This window comes from Streptomyces sp. NPDC029674 (assembly GCF_044903205.1).
GTDB lineage: Bacteria > Actinomycetota > Actinomycetes > Streptomycetales > Streptomycetaceae > Streptomyces.
Genome location: NZ_JBJDPY010000006.1, coordinates 240,707 through 258,574, shown reverse-complemented (window position 1 = coordinate 258,574; position 17,868 = coordinate 240,707). Strand labels below are relative to the sequence as shown.

Here is a 17,868-nt window from a genome sequence, read left to right as displayed (position 1 = left end):
ACCCTTGTAACGAATCAGGGCATCAAATAGTGGGTGCCCCTGACTGAAGGATTCCTTCATGCTTATTGCACAGCGCCCGTCGCTGACCGAAGAGGTCGTCGACGAGTTCCGCTCGCGGTTCGTCATCGAGCCGCTGGAGCCGGGCTTCGGTTACACCCTCGGCAACTCGCTTCGCCGGACCCTTCTCTCCTCGATCCCGGGTGCGGCGGTCACGTCGATCCGTATCGACGGTGTCCTGCACGAGTTCACCACCGTGCCGGGTGTCAAGGAAGACGTCACCGACCTCATCCTCAACATCAAGCAGCTGGTCGTCTCCTCGGAGCACGACGAGCCCGTCGTGATGTACCTGCGCAAGCAGGGTCCGGGTCTGGTCACCGCCGCCGACATCGCGCCCCCGGCCGGTGTCGAGGTGCACAACCCCGACCTCGTCCTCGCCACGCTCAACGGCAAGGGCAAGCTGGAGATGGAGCTGACCGTCGAGCGCGGCCGCGGCTACGTCTCCGCCGTCCAGAACAAGCAGGTCGGCCAGGAGATCGGCCGTATCCCGGTCGACTCCATCTACTCGCCGGTGCTCAAGGTCACGTACAAGGTCGAGGCGACCCGTGTCGAGCAGCGCACCGACTTCGACAAGCTGATCGTCGACGTCGAGACCAAGCAGGCGATGCGGCCGCGCGACGCCATGGCGTCCGCCGGCAAGACGCTGGTCGAGCTGTTCGGTCTCGCCCGCGAGCTCAACATCGACGCCGAGGGCATCGACATGGGCCCGTCCCCGACGGACGCCGCCCTTGCCGCCGACCTGGCGCTGCCGATCGAGGAGCTTGAGCTCACCGTTCGGTCGTACAACTGCCTCAAGCGCGAGGGCATCCACTCCGTGGGTGAGCTCGTGGCCCGCTCCGAGGCGGACCTGCTCGACATCCGCAACTTCGGTGCGAAGTCGATCGACGAGGTCAAGATGAAGCTGAACGGCATGGGTCTTGCGCTCAAGGACTCGCCTCCCGGCTTCGACCCGACCGCTGCGGCTGACGCGTTCGGCGCCGACGACGACGCCGATGCCGGGTTCGTCGAGACCGAGCAGTACTAGGTCTGATTTTGGCTGCGGGACCGTTGTGGCTGGTCGCGCAGTTCCCCGCGCCCCTATCGGGGCGCGGCCACTGACCCCGGTACCTGATACGGCCGGGGCAGACATCAAGGAGAAACACCATGCCGAAGCCCACCAAGGGTGCCCGTCTGGGCGGCAGCGCCGCGCACGAGAAGCTTCTGCTGGCGAACCTCGCCAAGCAGCTCTTCGAGCACGGCCGGATCACGACGACCGAGGCCAAGGCCCGTCGTCTGCGTCCGTACGCGGAGCGTCTGGTCACCAAGGCGAAGAAGGGTGACCTTCACAACCGCCGCCAGGTGCTGTCCGTCATCACCGACAAGAGCATCGTGCACACGCTCTTCACGGAGATCGGCCCGCGCTACGAGAACCGCCCGGGTGGCTACACCCGTATCACCAAGATCGGTAACCGTCGTGGCGACAACGCGCCCATGGCGATCATCGAGCTGGTGGAGGCCCTGACCGTGGCCCAGGAGGCCACCGGTGAGGCCGAGGCGGCCACCAAGCGTGCCGTCAAGGAAGACGCCCTCAAGAAGGACGACGCGCCCGTCGAGGACGCGAAGCCGGCTGAGGACGCTGCCGAGGAGTCCAAGGACGCCTGAGGCTCTGCCTTGCTGTGAGCGGGTCCGCCCTTCGGGGCGGGCCCGCTTTCGCGTGGTCGGCCTCCTGAGAGGATCTGTTCTGTGAGTGATGAAGTAGAGCCCGGTTTCGTGCGGGTGCGGCTGGACCTTTCGTACGACGGGAAGGACTTCTCCGGCTGGGCCAAGCAGCGGCAGGGGCAGCGCACCGTCCAGGGGGAGATCGAGACCGCGCTGCGGACCGTGACGCGGTCGCAGGAGACGTACGAGCTGACGGTCGCGGGCCGGACCGACAGTGGGGTGCACGCGCGGGGGCAGGTCGCCCACGTCGACCTGCCGGAGGACGTCTGGGCCGAGCACAGTGACAAGCTGCTGCGCAGGCTCGCCGGGCGGCTGCCGCACGACGTGCGGGTGTGGAAGGTCGCCGAGGCGCCCGCCGGGTTCAACGCGCGGTTCTCCGCGGTGTGGCGGCGGTACGCCTACCGCGTGACCGACCACCCCGGGGGCGTCGACCCGCTGCTGCGCGGCCATGTGCTGTGGCACGACTGGGAGCTGGACCTCGACGCCATGAACGCCGCGGCCGAGCGGCTGCTCGGGGAGCACGACTTCGCCGCTTACTGCAAGCGGCGCGAGGGCGCCACGACCATTCGTACGCTGCAGGAGCTGCGGTGGGAGCGGCGGGCCGACGGGATCCTCGAGGCGACCGTGCGGGCCGATGCCTTCTGCCACAACATGGTGCGGTCGCTGGTGGGCGCCATGCTGTTCGTGGGCGACGGGCACCGGCCCGTGGAGTGGCCCGGGAAGGTGCTCGCGGCCGGCGTGCGGGACTCCGCCGTGCATGTGGTGCGGCCGCACGGGCTCACCCTGGAGGAGGTCGGCTATCCCGCCGACGAGCTGCTCGCCGCGCGCAACAAGGAGGCGCGCAACAAGCGGACGCTGCCCGGGGCCGGCTGCTGCTGAGAGCCTGTCCTTGAACCCCGGGCGGGGTATGGAGCGTCGCTCTACTGCGGGGCCTGGGCCGCGGCCGAGGCCTGGGCCTGGCCCCGCTGGTTGATCCGGTGGAAGGCGAAGCGGGCCAGGTCGTCGCCGACGCCGTAGGCCTTGCGGTCGGACGTCGTCACGTTCTTGCCGCTGGTGTAGCCCGTGGTGGTGAAGTAGGCGTAGCGGCCGAAGGCGTTGTAGGTGCCGCGGCACACGCCCGTGCGGCAGAAGGCGGGCACGTTCTTGCCGGACAGGGAGTCGACGAGGCCGCTCTTCACCTGGTCCTTGACCTTCTTGGCGTCGGAGGCGGTGTCGAAGACGGCGACGCCGACCGTGACCGCGATGCCGTTCCTGATGTAGCTGGCGCGGATCAGGCGCGTGCAGTCGTGCTTGGTGAGGAGGGAGCCGAGGGCGGGCTGGGTGACGGACGCGCACGTGTTGGTGCTGTCGGTCGGGCCCTTCTTGTAGACGCGCTCGCCCGCTCGCAGGGTCTTGCCGGGGAAGAGGCCCTCCGGGGTGAGCGGCGCCTTGTCCTTCTTGGCGCTGGAGATGAAGTCCTTGGGGTCCGGCGGGGGCGGCGGTGTCGTCGCCTCGAACGACGGCTCGGGGTCCTTGCTCGCGCCGGGAATGTCGGCGGCCGACGGCAGCTCGCTCGCCGGTTTGTTCGACGCGGAGGCGTCGTCGCTGTTCGCGGAGACGACCGTGATGGCCACGGCGGCCGCGATGCCGACCGTGGCGAGCACGCCGCCCCCGATCATCAGCCACTTGCGGCGGCGGGTGCGTGCCTCGGCGGCCTCGGCGAGCGCCGCCCAGTCGGGCGCGGGTCCGCCACCGGCTCCGCCCGTTCCCCCCGGACCCCACTGAGGTCCCCCTTGCCCAAAGCTCATGGGGCGCATCTTAGACGGGCCGTCGGGGATGTTGAGCGGCGGTTGTGTGGGGTGTGCCACCTAGCCTGTGCCCTATGAATACGGGCAAAACGGCGGTTAGCGGATGGCTGTTGCGGTCGGCCGGGTGGTATGTCCGGGGCGTGCTCGGGGTCGTGCTGGTGGCCGCCGTCGTCCGGGTGGGGCTGCGGGTGCCGGACGGGGGGATGGACAACGACATCGTGGTGCGGGCCGCCGAGGCGTGGCTGGACGGCCGGTCGCCCTACGCCGACCGGCATTTCCTCTATCTGCCCGGCGCCGTGCTCGCGGCGGTGCCGCAGGCGCTGCTGCCCGTGGACGTGGTGCGGTTCCTGGTGCCCGCGGGGGTGACCGCCGGGCTCGTCATCGGGTGGGCGTGTGCCCTGCGTATGTACGGGGTGCCGTGGCGCAGCCGGTTCGCGGCGTACGGACTGCTCGGGCTCGCGCTCGGGTTCGCGCCCTTCGGGCACCTCGTCGAGCTCGGCAACTGGACGGTGGGCTCCGCGGCCGCGCTGCCCCTGGCCCTGCTGCTCGTCTGCCGGGGCCGGTGGGTCGCGGCCGGGCTCGTCGTCGGCGCCGCCGTCGCCGTGAAGCCGCTGCTCGCGCCCGTGGTGCTGCTCTTCGTCCTGGCGCGCCGGTGGGGCGCCCTGGGGGCGGCGGTGGGCGTGCCCGCGGCGGTTTCGGTGGGGGCGGCGCTCGTCATGCCGGATCCCGGCGGGTTCTTCACGCGGACGCTGCCCTTCCTGCTGAAGGGTGAGGACAGTTTCGTACGGCTCTATGAGGCGTCGCCCTCCGCGGTGCTCGCGCGGCTCGGGGTGCCGCAGGGCGGCGCCACGCTGCTGGCCGTGTGTGCGGCGGCGGCCGGGCTGTGGTGTGCGTGGCGGCGGTGGCAGCGGGGGGACGAGGGGCCTGCGAGGGCGGTGGAATGCGCCGTGATGCTGATGCTTTCGGCCTTTCTCGTCTCCCGTCCCTCGTACGACCACTATCTGCTCGTCGTGCTGCCGCTGCTGCTCGCGGGGGCCCTGACGCCGGGGGCGGCGGCGCGCAGTCCGTGGTTCTGGGTGGCGCTGGTGCCGCAGGTGCCGGGTTTCTCCTGGCCGTGGCTGGAGCCGGGGACGCGGCGGGCCTTCAAGGACGCGGTGACGTTGTGCCTGCTCGCGGGGTCGGTCGGGTGGGCGTGCGTGCGGGGTGCGGGCGCCGGTGAGCCGGTAGAACACCGGGAGCCCGCGCGGCAGGGCGGGCCGCGGGCCGTGGTGGGGGAGGCGGCGCGGAGCAGGTGAGGCGGTGTGTGGTCAGGGTGGTGCCGCGGGGGCCGTTACGCTGGTAAGCGCAGCCCGTCTGTGGTGGGGGAGTCGCTGGTGCAGGCCTCCGGAGCCGCGTTTTGACCCGTACGGGGCAGCGCGGGTACCCTCGGGGATTGATACGTATTGGTGTCCTCGATCTCACGCGAAAGGGCCCTTACGTAGGTTCCCTGGAGCAGTTACCAGTGGCTCGCATACGGGCAGCGTCCCCGGCATTGTGGGCCCCAGCTGCATGATCGCTTCCTGGGTGCCGTGTGTCTGGACCCCATCCACTGAAGAAGCGAAGGCTACTAAGTGCGTACGTACAGCCCCAAGCCCGGCGATGTGACCCGCCAGTGGCACGTCATCGACGCCCGGGACATCGTCCTCGGTCGTCTGGCGACCACCGCTGCCACCCTCCTGCGTGGCAAGCACAAGCCGATCTACGCCCCCCACGTTGACACCGGTGACTTCGTCATCATCATCAACGCGGAGAAGGTGCACCTCTCCGGCAACAAGAAGACCCAGAAGATGGCGTACCGCCACTCCGGCTACCCGGGTGGTCTGCGTTCCGTCCGTTACGACGAGCTGCTTGAGAAGAGCCCCGAGAAGGCTGTCGAGAAGGCCGTCAAGGGCATGCTCCCCAAGAACACCCTGGGCCGTCAGATGCTCTCGAAGCTGAAGGTCTACGCGGGCGACCAGCACCCGCACGGCGCTCAGCAGCCGGTCCCGTTCGAGATCACCCAGGTCGCGCAGTAGTTCCGGCCACCCCCAAAGACGTAAAGAAATCTGAGGAGAATCGTGGCCGAGACCACCGTTGAGCAGCCGGTCGAAGAGACCGAGGGTGTCGACGTAGAGCAGTACACCACCGAGTCCGAGGCGCCCGTCGAGGGCGAGTACACCTCGGAGTCGAACGCCGCGCGCTTCGGCGACCCCCAGCCGGCCGCCGGCCTGGGCCGTCGCAAGAACGCCATCGCCCGCGTCCGGATCGTCCCGGGCACCGGCAAGTGGAAGGTCAACGGGCGCACGCTCGAGGACTACTTCCCGAACAAGGTCCACCAGCAGGAAGTCAACGAGCCCTTCAAGGTGCTCGAGCTCGACGGCCGCTACGACGTCATCGCCCGCATCGCGGGTGGCGGTGTCTCCGGTCAGGCCGGTGCGCTCCGTCTCGGTGTCGCCCGCGCGCTGAACGAGGCCGACGTCGACAACAACCGTGGCGCCCTCAAGAAGGCCGGTTACCTGACGCGTGACGACCGTGCGGTCGAGCGCAAGAAGGCCGGTCTCAAGAAGGCCCGCAAGGCTCCGCAGTACAGCAAGCGCTAATCGCTGCCTGCTCGTACTTCTCGTTCGCCCCGGCGGCACTCACCGTGCTGCCGGGGCGTTCGTCTATCAGGAACGAACGTTCGGAGGACAGCAGTGGGACGACTCTTCGGCACGGACGGCGTGCGCGGTGTCGCCAACGCGGATCTGACGGCCGAGCTCGCGCTCGGACTCTCCGTGGCGGCGGCGCACGTACTGGCCGAGGCGGGCACCTTTGAAGGCCATCGCCCGGTGGCGGTGGTCGGGCGTGACCCGCGCGCGTCCGGGGAGTTCCTGGAGGCCGCGGTGGTCGCGGGCCTCGCGAGCGCGGGTGTGGACGTCCTGCGCGTCGGTGTGCTGCCCACCCCCGCGGTGGCGCATCTCACCGGTGCGCTGGGCGCCGACCTCGGTGTGATGCTCTCCGCCAGCCACAACGCCATGCCCGACAACGGCATCAAGTTCTTCGCCCGCGGCGGCCACAAGCTCGCCGACGAGCTGGAGGACCGCATCGAGGCCGTGTACGACGAGCAGTTCGTGAGCCGCACCGGCACCCCCTGGCAGCGGCCCACCGGCGCGGCCGTCGGCCGGGTGAAGTCGTACGACCAGGGGCTCGACCAGTACGTCGCGCACCTCATCGGGGTGCTGCCGAACCGCCTCGACGGGCTGAAGATCGTCCTCGACGAGGCGCACGGCGCCGCCGCCCGCGTCTCGCCCGAGGCCTTCGCGCGCGCCGGTGCCGAGGTCATCACGATCGGTGCCCAGCCCGACGGCCTGAACATCAACGACGGGTGCGGATCCACGCACCTGGAGCTGCTCAAGGCCGCCGTCGTCGAGCACAAGGCCGACTTCGGCGTCGCGCACGACGGGGACGCCGACCGCTGCCTCGCCGTGGACCACACGGGCGCCGAGGTCGACGGCGACCAGATCCTCGCCGTGCTCGCCCTCGCCATGCGGGAGCACGGCACACTGCGCCACGACACCGTTGTCGCGACGGTCATGTCCAACCTCGGCTTCAAGCTCGCCATGGAGGGCCAGGGGCTCTCCCTCGTCCAGACCGCCGTCGGCGACCGGTACGTGCTCGAGTCGATGAAGGAGCACGGTTTCGCCCTCGGCGGCGAGCAGTCCGGGCACGTCATCGTCCTGGACCACGCCACCACCGGCGACGGCACGCTGACCGGGCTCCTGCTCGCGGCCCGCGTCGCCGAGACGGGACGTACGCTCGCGGACCTGGCGAGCGTCATGGAGCGGCTGCCGCAGGTCCTGATCAACGTGCCCGACGTCGACAAGTCGCGGGTGAAGACCTCCGCGGAGCTGTCCGCCGCCGTCACCGAGGCCGAGCGCGAGCTGGGCTCCACCGGGCGCGTGCTGCTTCGCCCCTCAGGGACGGAGCCGCTGGTGCGGGTCATGGTCGAGGCCGCCGACATCGAGCAGGCGCGGTCCGTGGCGAGTCGGCTCGCCGATGTGGTGAAGTCGGCGCTGGGCTAGTCCTGCTGACGCCGGCTCAGGCGCGCTGTGACTTCGCGGTGCGCTCGCGCTGCCTGGCCCAGAGGACCTTCTGGGTCAGCAGCGTGAGCGTGCCGGCGAGGACGATGCCGAGCAGGTTCAGGAAGAGCTGTTCGGTGGAGCCCCACGCCTGCTTGTACTCGCTGTAGCTGAAGGCGACCGCCGCGTTCGCCGCCGCGGGGACCGTCGTCACGGAGATCGCCACGCCGACCAGGGCGCCCGACTTCGCCGAGGTGAGCGAGAGCGTGCCCGCGGCGCCCGCGAGGACCGCCACCACGAACGAGAACCAGTCCGGGCGGTAGATGAAGTTCGTGTTCGGGCGCTCCGACTTGAGGGCGTCGTGGGTGAACAGATCCACCGCGTCCATGAAGTAGCTGAATCCGGCCGTCACCACCATCGCCACCGCGAAGCCCACCAGCAGGGCGGTCAGCGAGCGCAGGGCGAGGCGCGGGGCGCGCCGCACCAGGGCCGTGCAGAAGCCCGCGAGCGGGCCGAACTCCGGGCCCACCGCCATCGCGCCCACGATCAGGATCGCGTTGTCGAGGACCACGCCGCAGGCCGCGATCATCGTGGCGAGCGTGATGAACGTGACGTACGTGGCCGAGAGCGTGGACTCCTCGTGGGTCGCGTCGGCCAGCTGCTCCCAGAGGACCGCGTCCGCGCCCTCGCCCGGGGCGGCGTCCTCCGCCCGGTCCGCGCGGTGCGAGAGTGACAGGTCGATGGTCTCCACCGCGATCGACCCGGACTCGTCGATGCCGAGCTTGCGCAGACCGCCGATCAGCTCGTCGCCGGCCTCGCGGGCCACGTCGCACATGACGACGTCGCCCGCCGGGTTGCGGGCGGCGCCGGGGAGCACCGCGAGGTGGGTGGTGCCGACCGTTCCCTCGATCAGGTGGACCACGTCGTCGGTTCTGTCCGGGGGAGTGATCAGTCGCAGGTGGAGCATGTCCGCAGGGTAGCGGGGCGCGGCGGTTTCAGAGCTTGCGCAGGCTCAGGCGCTGCACCTTGTGGTCAGGGCCCTTGCGGACGACGAGGGTGGCGCGGCTGCGGGTGGGGGCCACGTTCTCGACGAGGTTGAGCTTGTTGACGGTGCGCCAGGTCGTGCGGGCGTATTCGAGCGCCTCCTCCTCCGACACCTGGGTGTACTTCCGGAAGTACGAGGACGGGTCCTGGAACGCCGTCTGGCGCAGCTTCTTGAAGCGGTTCAGGTACCAGCGCTCGATGTCGTCGGCGCGGGCGTCGACGTACACGCTGAAGTCGAAGTAGTCCGCCAGGCCCACACGGGTGCGGCCGTCCTTGCCGGGGAGCGCGGGCTGCAGGACGTTCAGGCCCTCGACGATGAGGATGTCGGGGCGGCGGACCGTGAGGCGCCGGTCCGGCACGATGTCGTAGATCAGGTGCGAGTAGACGGGGGCCGTCACCTCGTCCTTGCCGGCCTTGATGTCCGCGACGAAACGGGTGAGGGCGCGGCGGTCGTACGACTCGGGGAAGCCCTTGCGGGACATCAGGCCGCGGGCCTCCAGCTCCTTGGTGGGCAGCAGGAAGCCGTCGGTCGTGACGCGCTCCACGCGCGGGTGCTCCGGCCAGCGGGAGAGCAGGGCCTGGAGGAGGCGGGCGACGGTGGACTTGCCGACCGCCACGGAACCGGCGACTCCTATGACGAAGGGCGTGCCCGACTGGGACCCCTTCTCGCCCAGGAACGTGTTGAGGGCTCCGCGCAGGCCGTCCGTCGCGCCCACGTAGAGGTTCAGGAGGCGGGAGAGCGGCAGGTAGATGTCGCGGACCTCGTCCAGGTCGATGACGTCGCCGAGACCGCGCAGCCGTTCCACCTCCTCCGCGGTCAGGGGGAGCGGCGTCTTCTCGCGAAGCGCGCTCCACTCGGCACGGGTGAGGTCGAGGTAGGGAGTCGCCTCCGGCTTGGGCCGGTGGGCGCTCCGCGGTGCCGTCGGGGGCACAGAGACCGAAGAGATCACGGTCCATTGTTACGGCTGCTTGAACGGGATGGGGGGTCGGGCGAGGGGTGGGGTGCGTCACCCTGCGGGGCTCGGGCGGCTTCCGTAGGGTGCTCTCGTGATTATTGGGGTTGGGATCGACGTGGCCGAGATCGAACGGTTCGGGGCGGCGCTGGAGCGCACGCCCGGGATGGCGGACCGGCTGTTCGTGGAGAGCGAGTTGCTGCTGCCGGGCGGGGAGCGGCGCGGCATCGCCTCGCTGGCGGCACGGTTCGCGGCGAAGGAGGCCCTGGCGAAGGCGCTGGGGGCGCCGGCGGGGCTCCGGTGGACGGACGCGGAGGTGTACGTGGAGGAGAGCGGGCAGCCGCGGGTCCGGGTGCGGGGGACGGTGGCCGAGCGGGCTTCCGCGCTGGGGGTCCGGTCCTGGCACGTGTCGCTCAGCCATGACGCGGGGGTCGCTTCCGCGGTGGTGGTGGCGGAGGGGTAGGCGCGCCGGGCTCCCTCGGCACGGGTGGGTGCTCGGGCGGTCCCTCGGGGAGACTGGGGGAATGCGTACTGCGTATGGCGTGGAGAGCGTACGGGCGGGCGAGCGCGAGATCATGGCGCGAGGACCCGAAGGTGTGCTGATGCAGCGCGCGGCGGCGGGTCTCGCCGCCGAGTGCGCGCAGCTGCTCGGCAAGGTGTACGGGGCGAGAGTCACGCTGCTGGTGGGCAGCGGGGACAACGGGGGCGACGCCCTGTACGCCGGGGCCCGGCTCGCGCGGCGCGGTGCCGGGGTCAGTGCGGTGCTTCTGGACCCGGGGCGGGCCCACGCCGGTGGACTGGCCGCTCTGCGGGGCGCCGGCGGCACGGTGGTGGGCGCCGAGGACGGCCGGGCCGAGGGTCTGGTGCGCGGGGCGCGGCTCGTCGTCGACGGGATCGTGGGCATCGGGGGGCGGGGCGGGCTGCGGGAGCGGGCCGCCGCCCTCGTCGCCGCGGTGCGGGACGCGCGGGTCGTGGCCGTCGACGTGCCCAGCGGGGTCGACGCCGACACCGGTGAGGTGCGCGGGGAAGCGGTGCGTGCCGATGTGACCGTGACGTTCGGGGCGTACAAGCCGGGGCTGCTGGTCGACCCGGGCCGGGAGTACGCCGGTGCCGTGCGGCTCGTCGACATCGGACTCGAACTGGCTGCGGACGACGTCGAGTTGGAGGCCCTGCAGTTCGCGGATGTCGCGCGGCTGCTGCCCGAGCCGAGCGGGGAGAGCGACAAGTACCGGCGCGGGGTCGTGGGGATCGTCGCCGGGTCCGCCCGGTATCCGGGGGCCGCGGTGCTCGCCGTGGCGGGGGCGTTGCGCGGCGGCGCGGGCGCCGTGCGGTACGTGGGGCCCGCCGCCGACGCCGTCATCGCCCGGTTCCCCGAGGTGCTCGTGTCCGCCGGACCGCCGTCGAAGGCGGGGCGCGTGCAGGCGTGGGCCGTGGGGCCCGGGCTCGGGGACGACGAGGAGCGGCTGCGGGAGGTCCTCGCCGCCGATGTGCCGGTGCTGATCGACGCCGACGGGCTGCGGCTCGCCGGGGAGCGCGCGGTGCGGGAGCGCGGCGCTCCCACGCTGCTGACCCCGCATGCCGGGGAGGCCGCCGCCCTGCTCGGCGTCGCCCGCGAGGAGGTCGAGGCGGGGCGGCTCTCCGCCGTACGGGAGCTGGCGCGGCGGTACGGGGCGACGGTGCTGTTGAAGGGGTCCACGACCCTGATCGCCTCGGACACGGGGGCCGTGCGCGTCAATCCGACCGGGACGCCCTGGCTCGCCACCGCGGGCAGCGGCGATGTGCTGTCCGGGCTCGCCGGGTCCCTGCTGGCGGCGGGGCTCGACGCGCGGGACGCGGGGTCCGTCGGCGCGTATCTGCACGGTCTCGCCGGGCGGCACGCGGCGGACGGCGCGCCCGTGGGCGCCCAGGACGTCGCCGAGGCGATTCCCGCGGTGTGGCGGGAGGTCCGGAAGGCGTAGCCGCGGTGGGTGCCGGGTGAGAGGGGGCTCCTCGGACCTCCCGAGCATCTGGACGCCGTCCTGGCGCTCGTGAACGAGCTGGGCCGCCAACAGGACAGCACAGCACAACCAGTCCAGTTGGCCGACTGGGCGCAGTGGGCACCGACTGTCAGCGCTGTGCCGTAGCGTGTCGGTGCGGAGCGTGTGAGCGGTGTCCGAGGGGACCCCTGGGGTGCCGGTCCAGCCGTACTGAAAGCGTGAAGGGCTGCAGGTGAAGTGCGTCACACCATGGCGCTGAACCGACCTGCCGGAGCCCGGAAGTGACTATCCGGTAGGTGCCTGCCGCTGTCCTGCACGAACTGAGGGACGGCGCCGGCGGCGCCGCCCCTCAGGATGCGAGTGCGGTCATTCGGGTGTCGTCCTCCCTGCTCAGAGAGTCGGGGGGCCCCAGGGGCACCACCCCCAAGGGGCCCCACACGACAGCTGCGCTAGGCCCTCCAAGGCTCAACGTCAGCCTGATGAATGTAACGGTGCACCCGCGCTAGGCATTCCCTGGTTTTAGGGAATTGGGAAACTTACCTTGTGCTCAGGGTATTCCGTAGCACGGTCAACCTCTGCGCAGTGGTAATGGGAATTGCCTCCGGCAGGATCGGTCAAGAGGCGCATCCGGGCGTGCGTGCTCCCTGTCGAAGTGGGAGGGGAGTGTCACGGCGGTGTGGAATCCTGGCTCCGGAGTGACTGTTTCTGCACCCCCGCTCTCGTGCTATATCCTGCTGCGATCGAGAAGCTCCTGCTTTTAACGGACCACCAATCCGTGGATCTTCCCGTGGATCTTCCGCTAGGCCCTCCAAAACAAACAAAAATCAACGTCAAGGAGTACCCGTGACCGGGTTCCTCTTGGCCTCGGTGGCAATCGTTGCGATCGTGGCCTTTCTTGTCGCCTATGCGATCAAGAACCTCTCCTCTACCCCGCTGCGGATCGTCGCGGTGATCACCGCCATCACGGCGCTGGTCGTGACCCTCCCGGCGCTCTTCGAGTCCTTGCGCCCCGCTGACCCGGTTGCTGAGCCGGGCGTGCAGGTGCCCGCCACGATGCCGCCCGCGCCGACGGCGACCGTCCCGCCCGCGACCCCGCCGGCCCCGTCACGGACGCAGGGGTCCGTCCCGGGCACGCCGCAGGTGGTGCCCGGCGCCCACGCAGAGGGCCCCGGCCGGGCCGGGGGCGGGGTCCTGTGGTCGTGATGGCTCGTAACCGCCGACGCGATGACCGCCGCCGTGACCTGCTCATCGGCAGCTCGCTGTACCAGGTCGACGAAACGACCGGCCGCGTCCAGTACGCGGCCACCCGCAGCATGGACGCGGTGCTGGAGCACAACCCGTTCTTCCAGCGTCTGCCGTACGCGCACCGGGCCGACTTCGCCGCGGGCTTTCAGCGCCGCTTCTACGAGCGCAAGGCCCATCTGCGGGGCTCCGGCAGCGCGATGGTGCACGTCGTGCTCAGCGGTTGCGTGGCCGAGGAGTCCTCCTACGGGGAGACCACGACGGTGCGGATCCTGGGCACCGGAGCCGTCCTCGGGGACCTGGAAATTTTCGATGAGACGCTGACCACGCCCACCACCCGCTGCCTGAACACGACGATGACGCTGGCCCTGCCCATGGACAGGATGCGCGTGGTGGTCGAGCACAACAGCATCCTCAGTGCGACGCTCGGCGCCGGCATCGCCGACCGCCTGGTGACCGCCGAGCGCGTGTACGGCCGCGTCGGCCTGCGCCCCGAGGAGCGTCTGGCCGGCCTCTTCACGCATCTGCTCGGTAGATGCGCGGTGCCCTGCCCGCGCTTCGGCCGGATGCTGGAGGGGCCCTCCCAGGTCGACCTGGCCGATGCCCTGAACCTCAGCCGGGCCACCGTCGAGTCCGCCCTGCGGCTGCTCCGCAAGGAGAACCTGGTGGTCACGGGATACCGCACGTTCTCGTTCCCTTCAGAGGCCGCGCTCGCAGAATTCGGTAAGGTGCGTATTCCTGTTCAGCGGGTTACCGGGGAAGCCTCGCACCCCTAGATATCCGAACGGCCCCAGGCGTCGGTCGGGAGAAAACTCTCCTGACCGGCGCCTTTTCATGTGTGGTCTAGACGTATTACTCTCTCGACGGCTTCAGAATTAGGCATTGATCCTTGATTCTGAAACATTTAGAAGTGAAACTCGAACTCACGCCTTACGGGTTTATGGGATGTATATGCCCATGTGCGGCAAGAAAAGTGCAATGCCGTGTATGTGAGTCAGATAAGGGATGCGCGGGCGGCCGGTGCCGCGCCCTGCCGGGCGGGCGACCGGGCCCAAGGGGGCCGCGGTGTCCCGCCCGGGGCGCAGCGTTCACCCCCGCTTATAGACGATGCCTGCGCCGGCGACCAAGACGGCCGCAACGGTCCCACCCGTATTCATCGCGGCGGCCAGCATCGGGTGCTGGTAGCTGAGGTACACCGCAAGCGCCACGATCACCAAGCCCACGGCGAGGGCCAGCAGCAGGACGCACAGCCGCAGGTCTTGGTGGTCGTCGGTACGCGGGGTGTCGGCGTCGGTGGTCATGTCCGTATCGGTCCTTTGGTCTCGGGCCCACGCCGGGTTAGGCGATGGGCGGCGCTGCGGAGCGCCCGGCGCCTGGGCCGGGCGGAGGAACGGGGGCCACCATTCGGCGGCGGAGTCGGCACGGTCGAGTTCTGGCGAGAATTCGCCGAAGCGCTCTCCGGCGGGTCCCGATCCAGGGGTGGAGCTTTGTTCGCGAGGGCTTGACCGTGGGTTCGATGGCACTGTGACGGAGGCGGGGGCTAGCGGCGCAACCCCGTGCTCCGGCTAAGGTCAACTCAACGGTGCCGCACCTCTGTTGCGGCAGAGAGCAACGCCATCTTGCGAGGTCTTGAGCATCTTGCGGAGCCGCAAGCGGGAGGGGCACGTGGCAGAGCAGTCACCCGCGCACGGGGCCGAGCCCCCAGTGCGGCCGAGGGCCCTGGCCCCGCTCGGCGCCGACCTGGGGGCGAAGGAAAGAGCCTTCGCCGATCACCTTCGTGGCCTGCGTGAGCGGGCCGGTAAGACCTCCACGGATCTGGCCGCCGCACTCTGTGTGGACCCCACCCGGTTCTCACGTTTCCTGTCCGGGCAGAGCCTGCCGGAACCGCAGCTCCTCACCCGCTTCCACCGGCTGCTGACCGACGGGGAGCCGGATGCCTCGACGGAGGAGGCGGTGCGGAAGAGCCGAGCCCTGCTGTATGCCGCCGCCCGGACCAGAGGGCCGCTGTCCACCCGTGCTTACGAGATCGCGGAACTGCGGGAGAAGCTGCACGAGCAGCAGAACGAGACGGCCCGCTCCCTGGAGGCGCTGCAGAACGACCTGCAGGACGAACGCGAACGTCGGCACCGCGCCGAGCGGGAAATCGAGCGACTGCAACAGACCAGAACCGTCGGCTCCGAAGAGCAGTTACGGCGGGTGGAGGCGGAGCGAGACCACGCGCTGCGCCGGGTCGCCGAACTGGAGGATCTGGTCGCTCAGACCGGCGCCCTGGTGCGGCTCCAGCAAGATGACGCCCGACACGTGCAGGAGATGGCCCAGGCGACCGAGGGCGAGCTGCAGGCGTGGGAAGACGGCGTCGGTTCGTTGCCGCCGCTTCAGGACGGGCTTGTTCCGTGGCCCAGCGAGCTGGCCGGTATAACGTGCCAGAGCGCCGTTGAGGCGCTCGCCGAGCTGCGGGATGTGGACGACGAATCAGCTGATCAAGCTCTGCACAAGATCGCCAACGAGGCGCCTCCCGAGACTTTCGGCCGCTTCTACCGCTTGCTCATCGACCACGGGCGCCGGTTGGACGCCAACCGCCTGCTTGGGAGGGCGGCCGAGTACTGCGATGGTCTGCGGCTGCGGCAGCTTGTCGTCGGCACGCAGACGCTCCGTGAGGCACCCGGCGTCACCGTCGGGTCCGGCGAGAGCACTTTCACGGTGCCGGACTCCACATACGAGGACAACTCATGCGGCGACGCCCTCACACGAAGTATCGGGTGGCGCACACCCGCACCTCAGTTCATCCGCCTGATGCACGCCCTTGCGGAGCGGGGCGAGCATCAGCCGCGGGGGCGGCTCCTCCGCATCGCGGCCAACCGGCAGCGTGCCGAGAGGCGACTACTGCGGGAGGCCGGCCTGCCCGTACCCGGTCCTGTGGGCAAGTTGCTCTACCCGAAGGCCTGAAGACCGGCCCGGCGGTGCCCCGCTCGTCGAGCCTGTCGGGCTGAGCTGGCCACTGAAATCATTGGTGCTTGCGGTGCCGTGGGGCAGCGCGGACACGCTGATCACTTCCGGTGACTGGCTGTGGTTCCTGTCTTTCCTGCCGTGTGAGTGGTGTTCAGCGTTTGACGCGGCTGCGGACGGCGAGGACGGCCAGGCCAAGGAGAAGGGGTTCGGCCGGCGCGGAGGGCTGCCGCAGACCAGTGGCCCAAAGCGCGACATCACTTCGAACCGCATCCCGTTGAACCGGGCGAGGCCGACGCGGGGGTTACCGGTGGCGGGGTCGTGTAGGGCGGTGAGTTGCTGGTTCAGCAGTTCAGTGGTGAAGGGTGTGCCGCGGTGGTCGATGTTTGTGCCGGGTGCCGGGAACCAGATGTGACAAACGAGGCACGCAAGAAGCGGCATGACGCTCCCTCGGAGGGAGATCATGATGGACACGGAGTTGTCGGTCAGCGCGAGCAGCCACCCTCGCCAGCATCGGTACTGCGGTCACTGCCATCGGCGGTGTGCAGATCGGCCTGCACAACCGGCAGTAGCCCGGTCGGGCCCCGCATCCCGCGGGACAGCGCCGCCCGGCACTGCGCACAGCGACGGGCGGAGGGCCCGGCCACGCTCCCAGCTGTCGCGCGCACACCGAGGTCGGCGGGAAGCCGCGCACGGGGAGCGTCCGGGTGCGGACCGGGGGCCGCGCCATGTCGGGACCTGTCACGCACACCCCACCGTGGTCGGGAGAACGGGGCCCGTAGTGGCGCGCGGGCTCCTCGGTCGTGACCGCTGTCCTGGTGCCCAAGGGCGCGACGAACCTGGGAGGGGTGCAAGGCCGCCCCTGGAGGCGCTCCGAACCAATGGGAGCGGGGCTGGCGGCGGGCTCTGAGACACTTGTCCGCGATGAACGAGACAGCCCCTTTCCGTGTCCGCGCCGAGATCGACCTCGGCGCCCTCCGCGCCAACGTGCGCTCGCTGCGCGCCCACGCGCCGGACGCCGCGTTCATGGCCGTGGTGAAGGCCGACGCGTACGGCCACGGAATGGTGGCCTGCGCCAGGGCGGCCCGGCAGGCCGGCGCAACCTGGATCGGCACCGCCACCCCGGAGGAGGCGCTGGCCGTGCGCGCCGCGGGTGTGCCCGGCCGGATCATGTGCTGGCTCTGGACGCCGGGCGGGCCCTGGCGCGAGGGCGTCGAGGCCGATCTGGACATGTCGGTGAGCGCCCTGTGGGCGCTGGACGAGGTGACGGCGGCCGCCCGTGCGGCGGGGCGGACCGCGCGTATCCAGCTCAAGGCCGACACGGGCCTCGGGCGGAACGGCTGCATGCCGGCCGACTGGCCCGAGCTCGTCGACCGGTCCCTGCGCGCCGAGGCCGAAGGGCTGGTCAAGGTCACCGGCCTCTGGTCGCACTTCGCGTGCGCCGACGAACCGGGCCACCCGTCGATCGCCGCCCAGCTCACGGTCTTCCGCGAGATGGTGGCGCGGGCCGAGGAGATGGGGATACGGCCCGAGGTGCGGCACATCGCCAACTCGCCCGGCACGCTGACGCTTCCGGAGACGCACTTCGACCTCGTACGGCCCGGCATCGCGATGTACGGCGTCTCGCCGAGCCCCGAGGTGGGCGCCCCCGAGGACTTCGGGCTGCGGCCCGTCATGACGCTCACCGCCTCGCTCGCCCATGTGAAGCACGCCCCGGCGGGCCACGGCGTGAGCTACGGCCACCAGTACGTCACCCCCGGCGAGACGACCCTCGGCCTCGTCCCCGCGGGTTACGGCGACGGGGTCCCGCGGCACGCCTCCGGCACGGGCCCGGTGCTCGTCGGCGGCAAGCTGCGGACGGTCGCGGGCCGGATCGCGATGGACCAGTTCGTGGTGGACCTCGGCGGGGACGAGCCCGAAGTGGGCACGGAGGCGGTGCTGTTCGGACCCGGCGACCGGGGCGAGCCGACCGCCGAGGACTGGGCGCAGGCCGCGGGCACCATCGCGTACGAGATCGTCACCCGCATCGGATCGCGCGTCCCGCGCGTCTACGTCAACGAGCGGCCTGACGACTGACCGGGAACGGACG

General features: G+C 70.6%; 17 protein-coding genes. 13 read left to right on the top strand and 4 right to left on the bottom strand.

Features of this window, described 5'->3' with window-relative positions:
* Positions 1 to 58 precede the first annotated feature (58 nt).
* The 3 genes from ACI2L3_RS16770 to truA all read left to right on the top strand — a co-directional run bounded on the left by ACI2L3_RS16770 (position 59) and on the right by truA (position 2,634).
* Positions 59 to 1,081: a DNA-directed RNA polymerase subunit alpha gene (locus ACI2L3_RS16770; protein WP_016645160.1), complete on the top strand. Its 1,023-nt coding sequence runs from the start codon at positions 59 to 61 to the stop codon at positions 1,079 to 1,081.
* A 119-nt stretch (positions 1,082 to 1,200) separates the two neighbouring features.
* Complete coding sequence (rplQ, locus tag ACI2L3_RS16765; protein WP_365362722.1) at positions 1,201 to 1,698, top strand: 50S ribosomal protein L17; 498 nt, start codon at positions 1,201 to 1,203, stop codon at positions 1,696 to 1,698.
* A gap of 81 nt (positions 1,699 to 1,779) precedes the next feature.
* A complete protein-coding gene (gene truA, locus ACI2L3_RS16760) occupies positions 1,780 to 2,634 on the top strand; it encodes a tRNA pseudouridine(38-40) synthase TruA (protein ID WP_404753116.1) in 855 nt (284 codons plus the stop codon).
* 41 nt (positions 2,635 to 2,675) lie between these two features.
* Here truA and ACI2L3_RS16755 read toward each other — a convergent pair whose 3' ends face one another.
* The gene (locus ACI2L3_RS16755; protein WP_404753115.1) at positions 2,676 to 3,542 is read right to left on the bottom strand and encodes a hypothetical protein; all 867 of its coding nucleotides are present in this window, start codon (positions 3,540 to 3,542) and stop codon (positions 2,676 to 2,678) included.
* Positions 3,543 to 3,616: 74 nt separating this feature from the next.
* Between ACI2L3_RS16755 and ACI2L3_RS16750 the strand changes: the two genes are divergently transcribed.
* From ACI2L3_RS16750 to glmM, 4 genes are all read left to right on the top strand, one after another.
* The gene (locus tag ACI2L3_RS16750) at positions 3,617 to 4,837 is read left to right on the top strand and encodes a glycosyltransferase family 87 protein (protein WP_404753114.1); all 1,221 of its coding nucleotides are present in this window, start codon (positions 3,617 to 3,619) and stop codon (positions 4,835 to 4,837) included.
* A 315-nt stretch (positions 4,838 to 5,152) separates the two neighbouring features.
* A complete protein-coding gene (gene rplM, locus ACI2L3_RS16745; RefSeq protein WP_030782512.1) occupies positions 5,153 to 5,596 on the top strand; it encodes a 50S ribosomal protein L13 in 444 nt (147 codons plus the stop codon).
* Between the two features lie 42 nt (positions 5,597 to 5,638).
* Positions 5,639 to 6,160, top strand: coding sequence for a 30S ribosomal protein S9 (gene rpsI, locus ACI2L3_RS16740; protein WP_404753113.1), 522 nt, complete (start codon positions 5,639 to 5,641; stop codon positions 6,158 to 6,160).
* A gap of 93 nt (positions 6,161 to 6,253) precedes the next feature.
* Complete coding sequence (gene glmM / locus ACI2L3_RS16735) at positions 6,254 to 7,621, top strand: phosphoglucosamine mutase (protein ID WP_404753112.1); 1,368 nt, start codon at positions 6,254 to 6,256, stop codon at positions 7,619 to 7,621.
* A 16-nt stretch (positions 7,622 to 7,637) separates the two neighbouring features.
* Here the strand turns inward: glmM and ACI2L3_RS16730 are convergent, their stop codons facing one another.
* Both ACI2L3_RS16730 and coaA read right to left on the bottom strand, forming a co-directional pair.
* Positions 7,638 to 8,585: a DUF389 domain-containing protein gene (locus ACI2L3_RS16730; protein ID WP_404753111.1), complete on the bottom strand. Its 948-nt coding sequence runs from the start codon at positions 8,583 to 8,585 to the stop codon at positions 7,638 to 7,640.
* Positions 8,586 to 8,613: 28 nt separating this feature from the next.
* A complete protein-coding gene (gene coaA / locus ACI2L3_RS16725) occupies positions 8,614 to 9,594 on the bottom strand; it encodes a type I pantothenate kinase (protein ID WP_404753311.1) in 981 nt (326 codons plus the stop codon).
* A 115-nt stretch (positions 9,595 to 9,709) separates the two neighbouring features.
* Here coaA and ACI2L3_RS16720 point away from each other — a divergent pair, with 115 nt between their 5' ends.
* From ACI2L3_RS16720 to ACI2L3_RS16705, 4 genes are all read left to right on the top strand, one after another.
* A complete protein-coding gene (locus ACI2L3_RS16720) occupies positions 9,710 to 10,078 on the top strand; it encodes a holo-ACP synthase (protein WP_398300225.1) in 369 nt (122 codons plus the stop codon).
* A gap of 61 nt (positions 10,079 to 10,139) precedes the next feature.
* Positions 10,140 to 11,573 (top strand): NAD(P)H-hydrate dehydratase, encoded by a 1,434-nt coding sequence (locus ACI2L3_RS16715; RefSeq protein WP_404753110.1) that lies wholly within the window; start codon positions 10,140 to 10,142, stop codon positions 11,571 to 11,573.
* 861 nt (positions 11,574 to 12,434) lie between these two features.
* Positions 12,435 to 12,794, top strand: a complete 360-nt coding sequence (locus ACI2L3_RS16710; protein ID WP_404753109.1) for a hypothetical protein — start codon at positions 12,435 to 12,437, stop codon at positions 12,792 to 12,794.
* On the top strand, positions 12,794 to 13,609 hold the full coding sequence (locus ACI2L3_RS16705; protein ID WP_404753108.1) for a Crp/Fnr family transcriptional regulator: 816 nt from the start codon (positions 12,794 to 12,796) through the stop codon (positions 13,607 to 13,609). Before ACI2L3_RS16710 ends, ACI2L3_RS16705 begins: the two co-directional genes overlap by 1 nt.
* A 312-nt stretch (positions 13,610 to 13,921) precedes the next feature.
* Here the strand turns inward: ACI2L3_RS16705 and ACI2L3_RS16700 are convergent, their stop codons facing one another.
* Positions 13,922 to 14,134, bottom strand: a complete 213-nt coding sequence (locus ACI2L3_RS16700; protein ID WP_404753107.1) for a hypothetical protein — start codon at positions 14,132 to 14,134, stop codon at positions 13,922 to 13,924.
* A 364-nt stretch (positions 14,135 to 14,498) separates the two neighbouring features.
* On the opposite strand from ACI2L3_RS16700, the gene ACI2L3_RS16695 reads away from it, so the two are divergent.
* Both ACI2L3_RS16695 and alr read left to right on the top strand, forming a co-directional pair.
* Positions 14,499 to 15,779 (top strand): helix-turn-helix domain-containing protein, encoded by a 1,281-nt coding sequence (locus tag ACI2L3_RS16695; protein WP_404753106.1) that lies wholly within the window; start codon positions 14,499 to 14,501, stop codon positions 15,777 to 15,779.
* A 924-nt stretch (positions 15,780 to 16,703) separates the two neighbouring features.
* Entirely contained in the window at positions 16,704 to 17,855 is a 1,152-nt protein-coding gene (gene alr / locus ACI2L3_RS16690; RefSeq protein WP_404753105.1) for an alanine racemase, read from the top strand.
* Positions 17,856 to 17,868 lie beyond the last annotated feature (13 nt).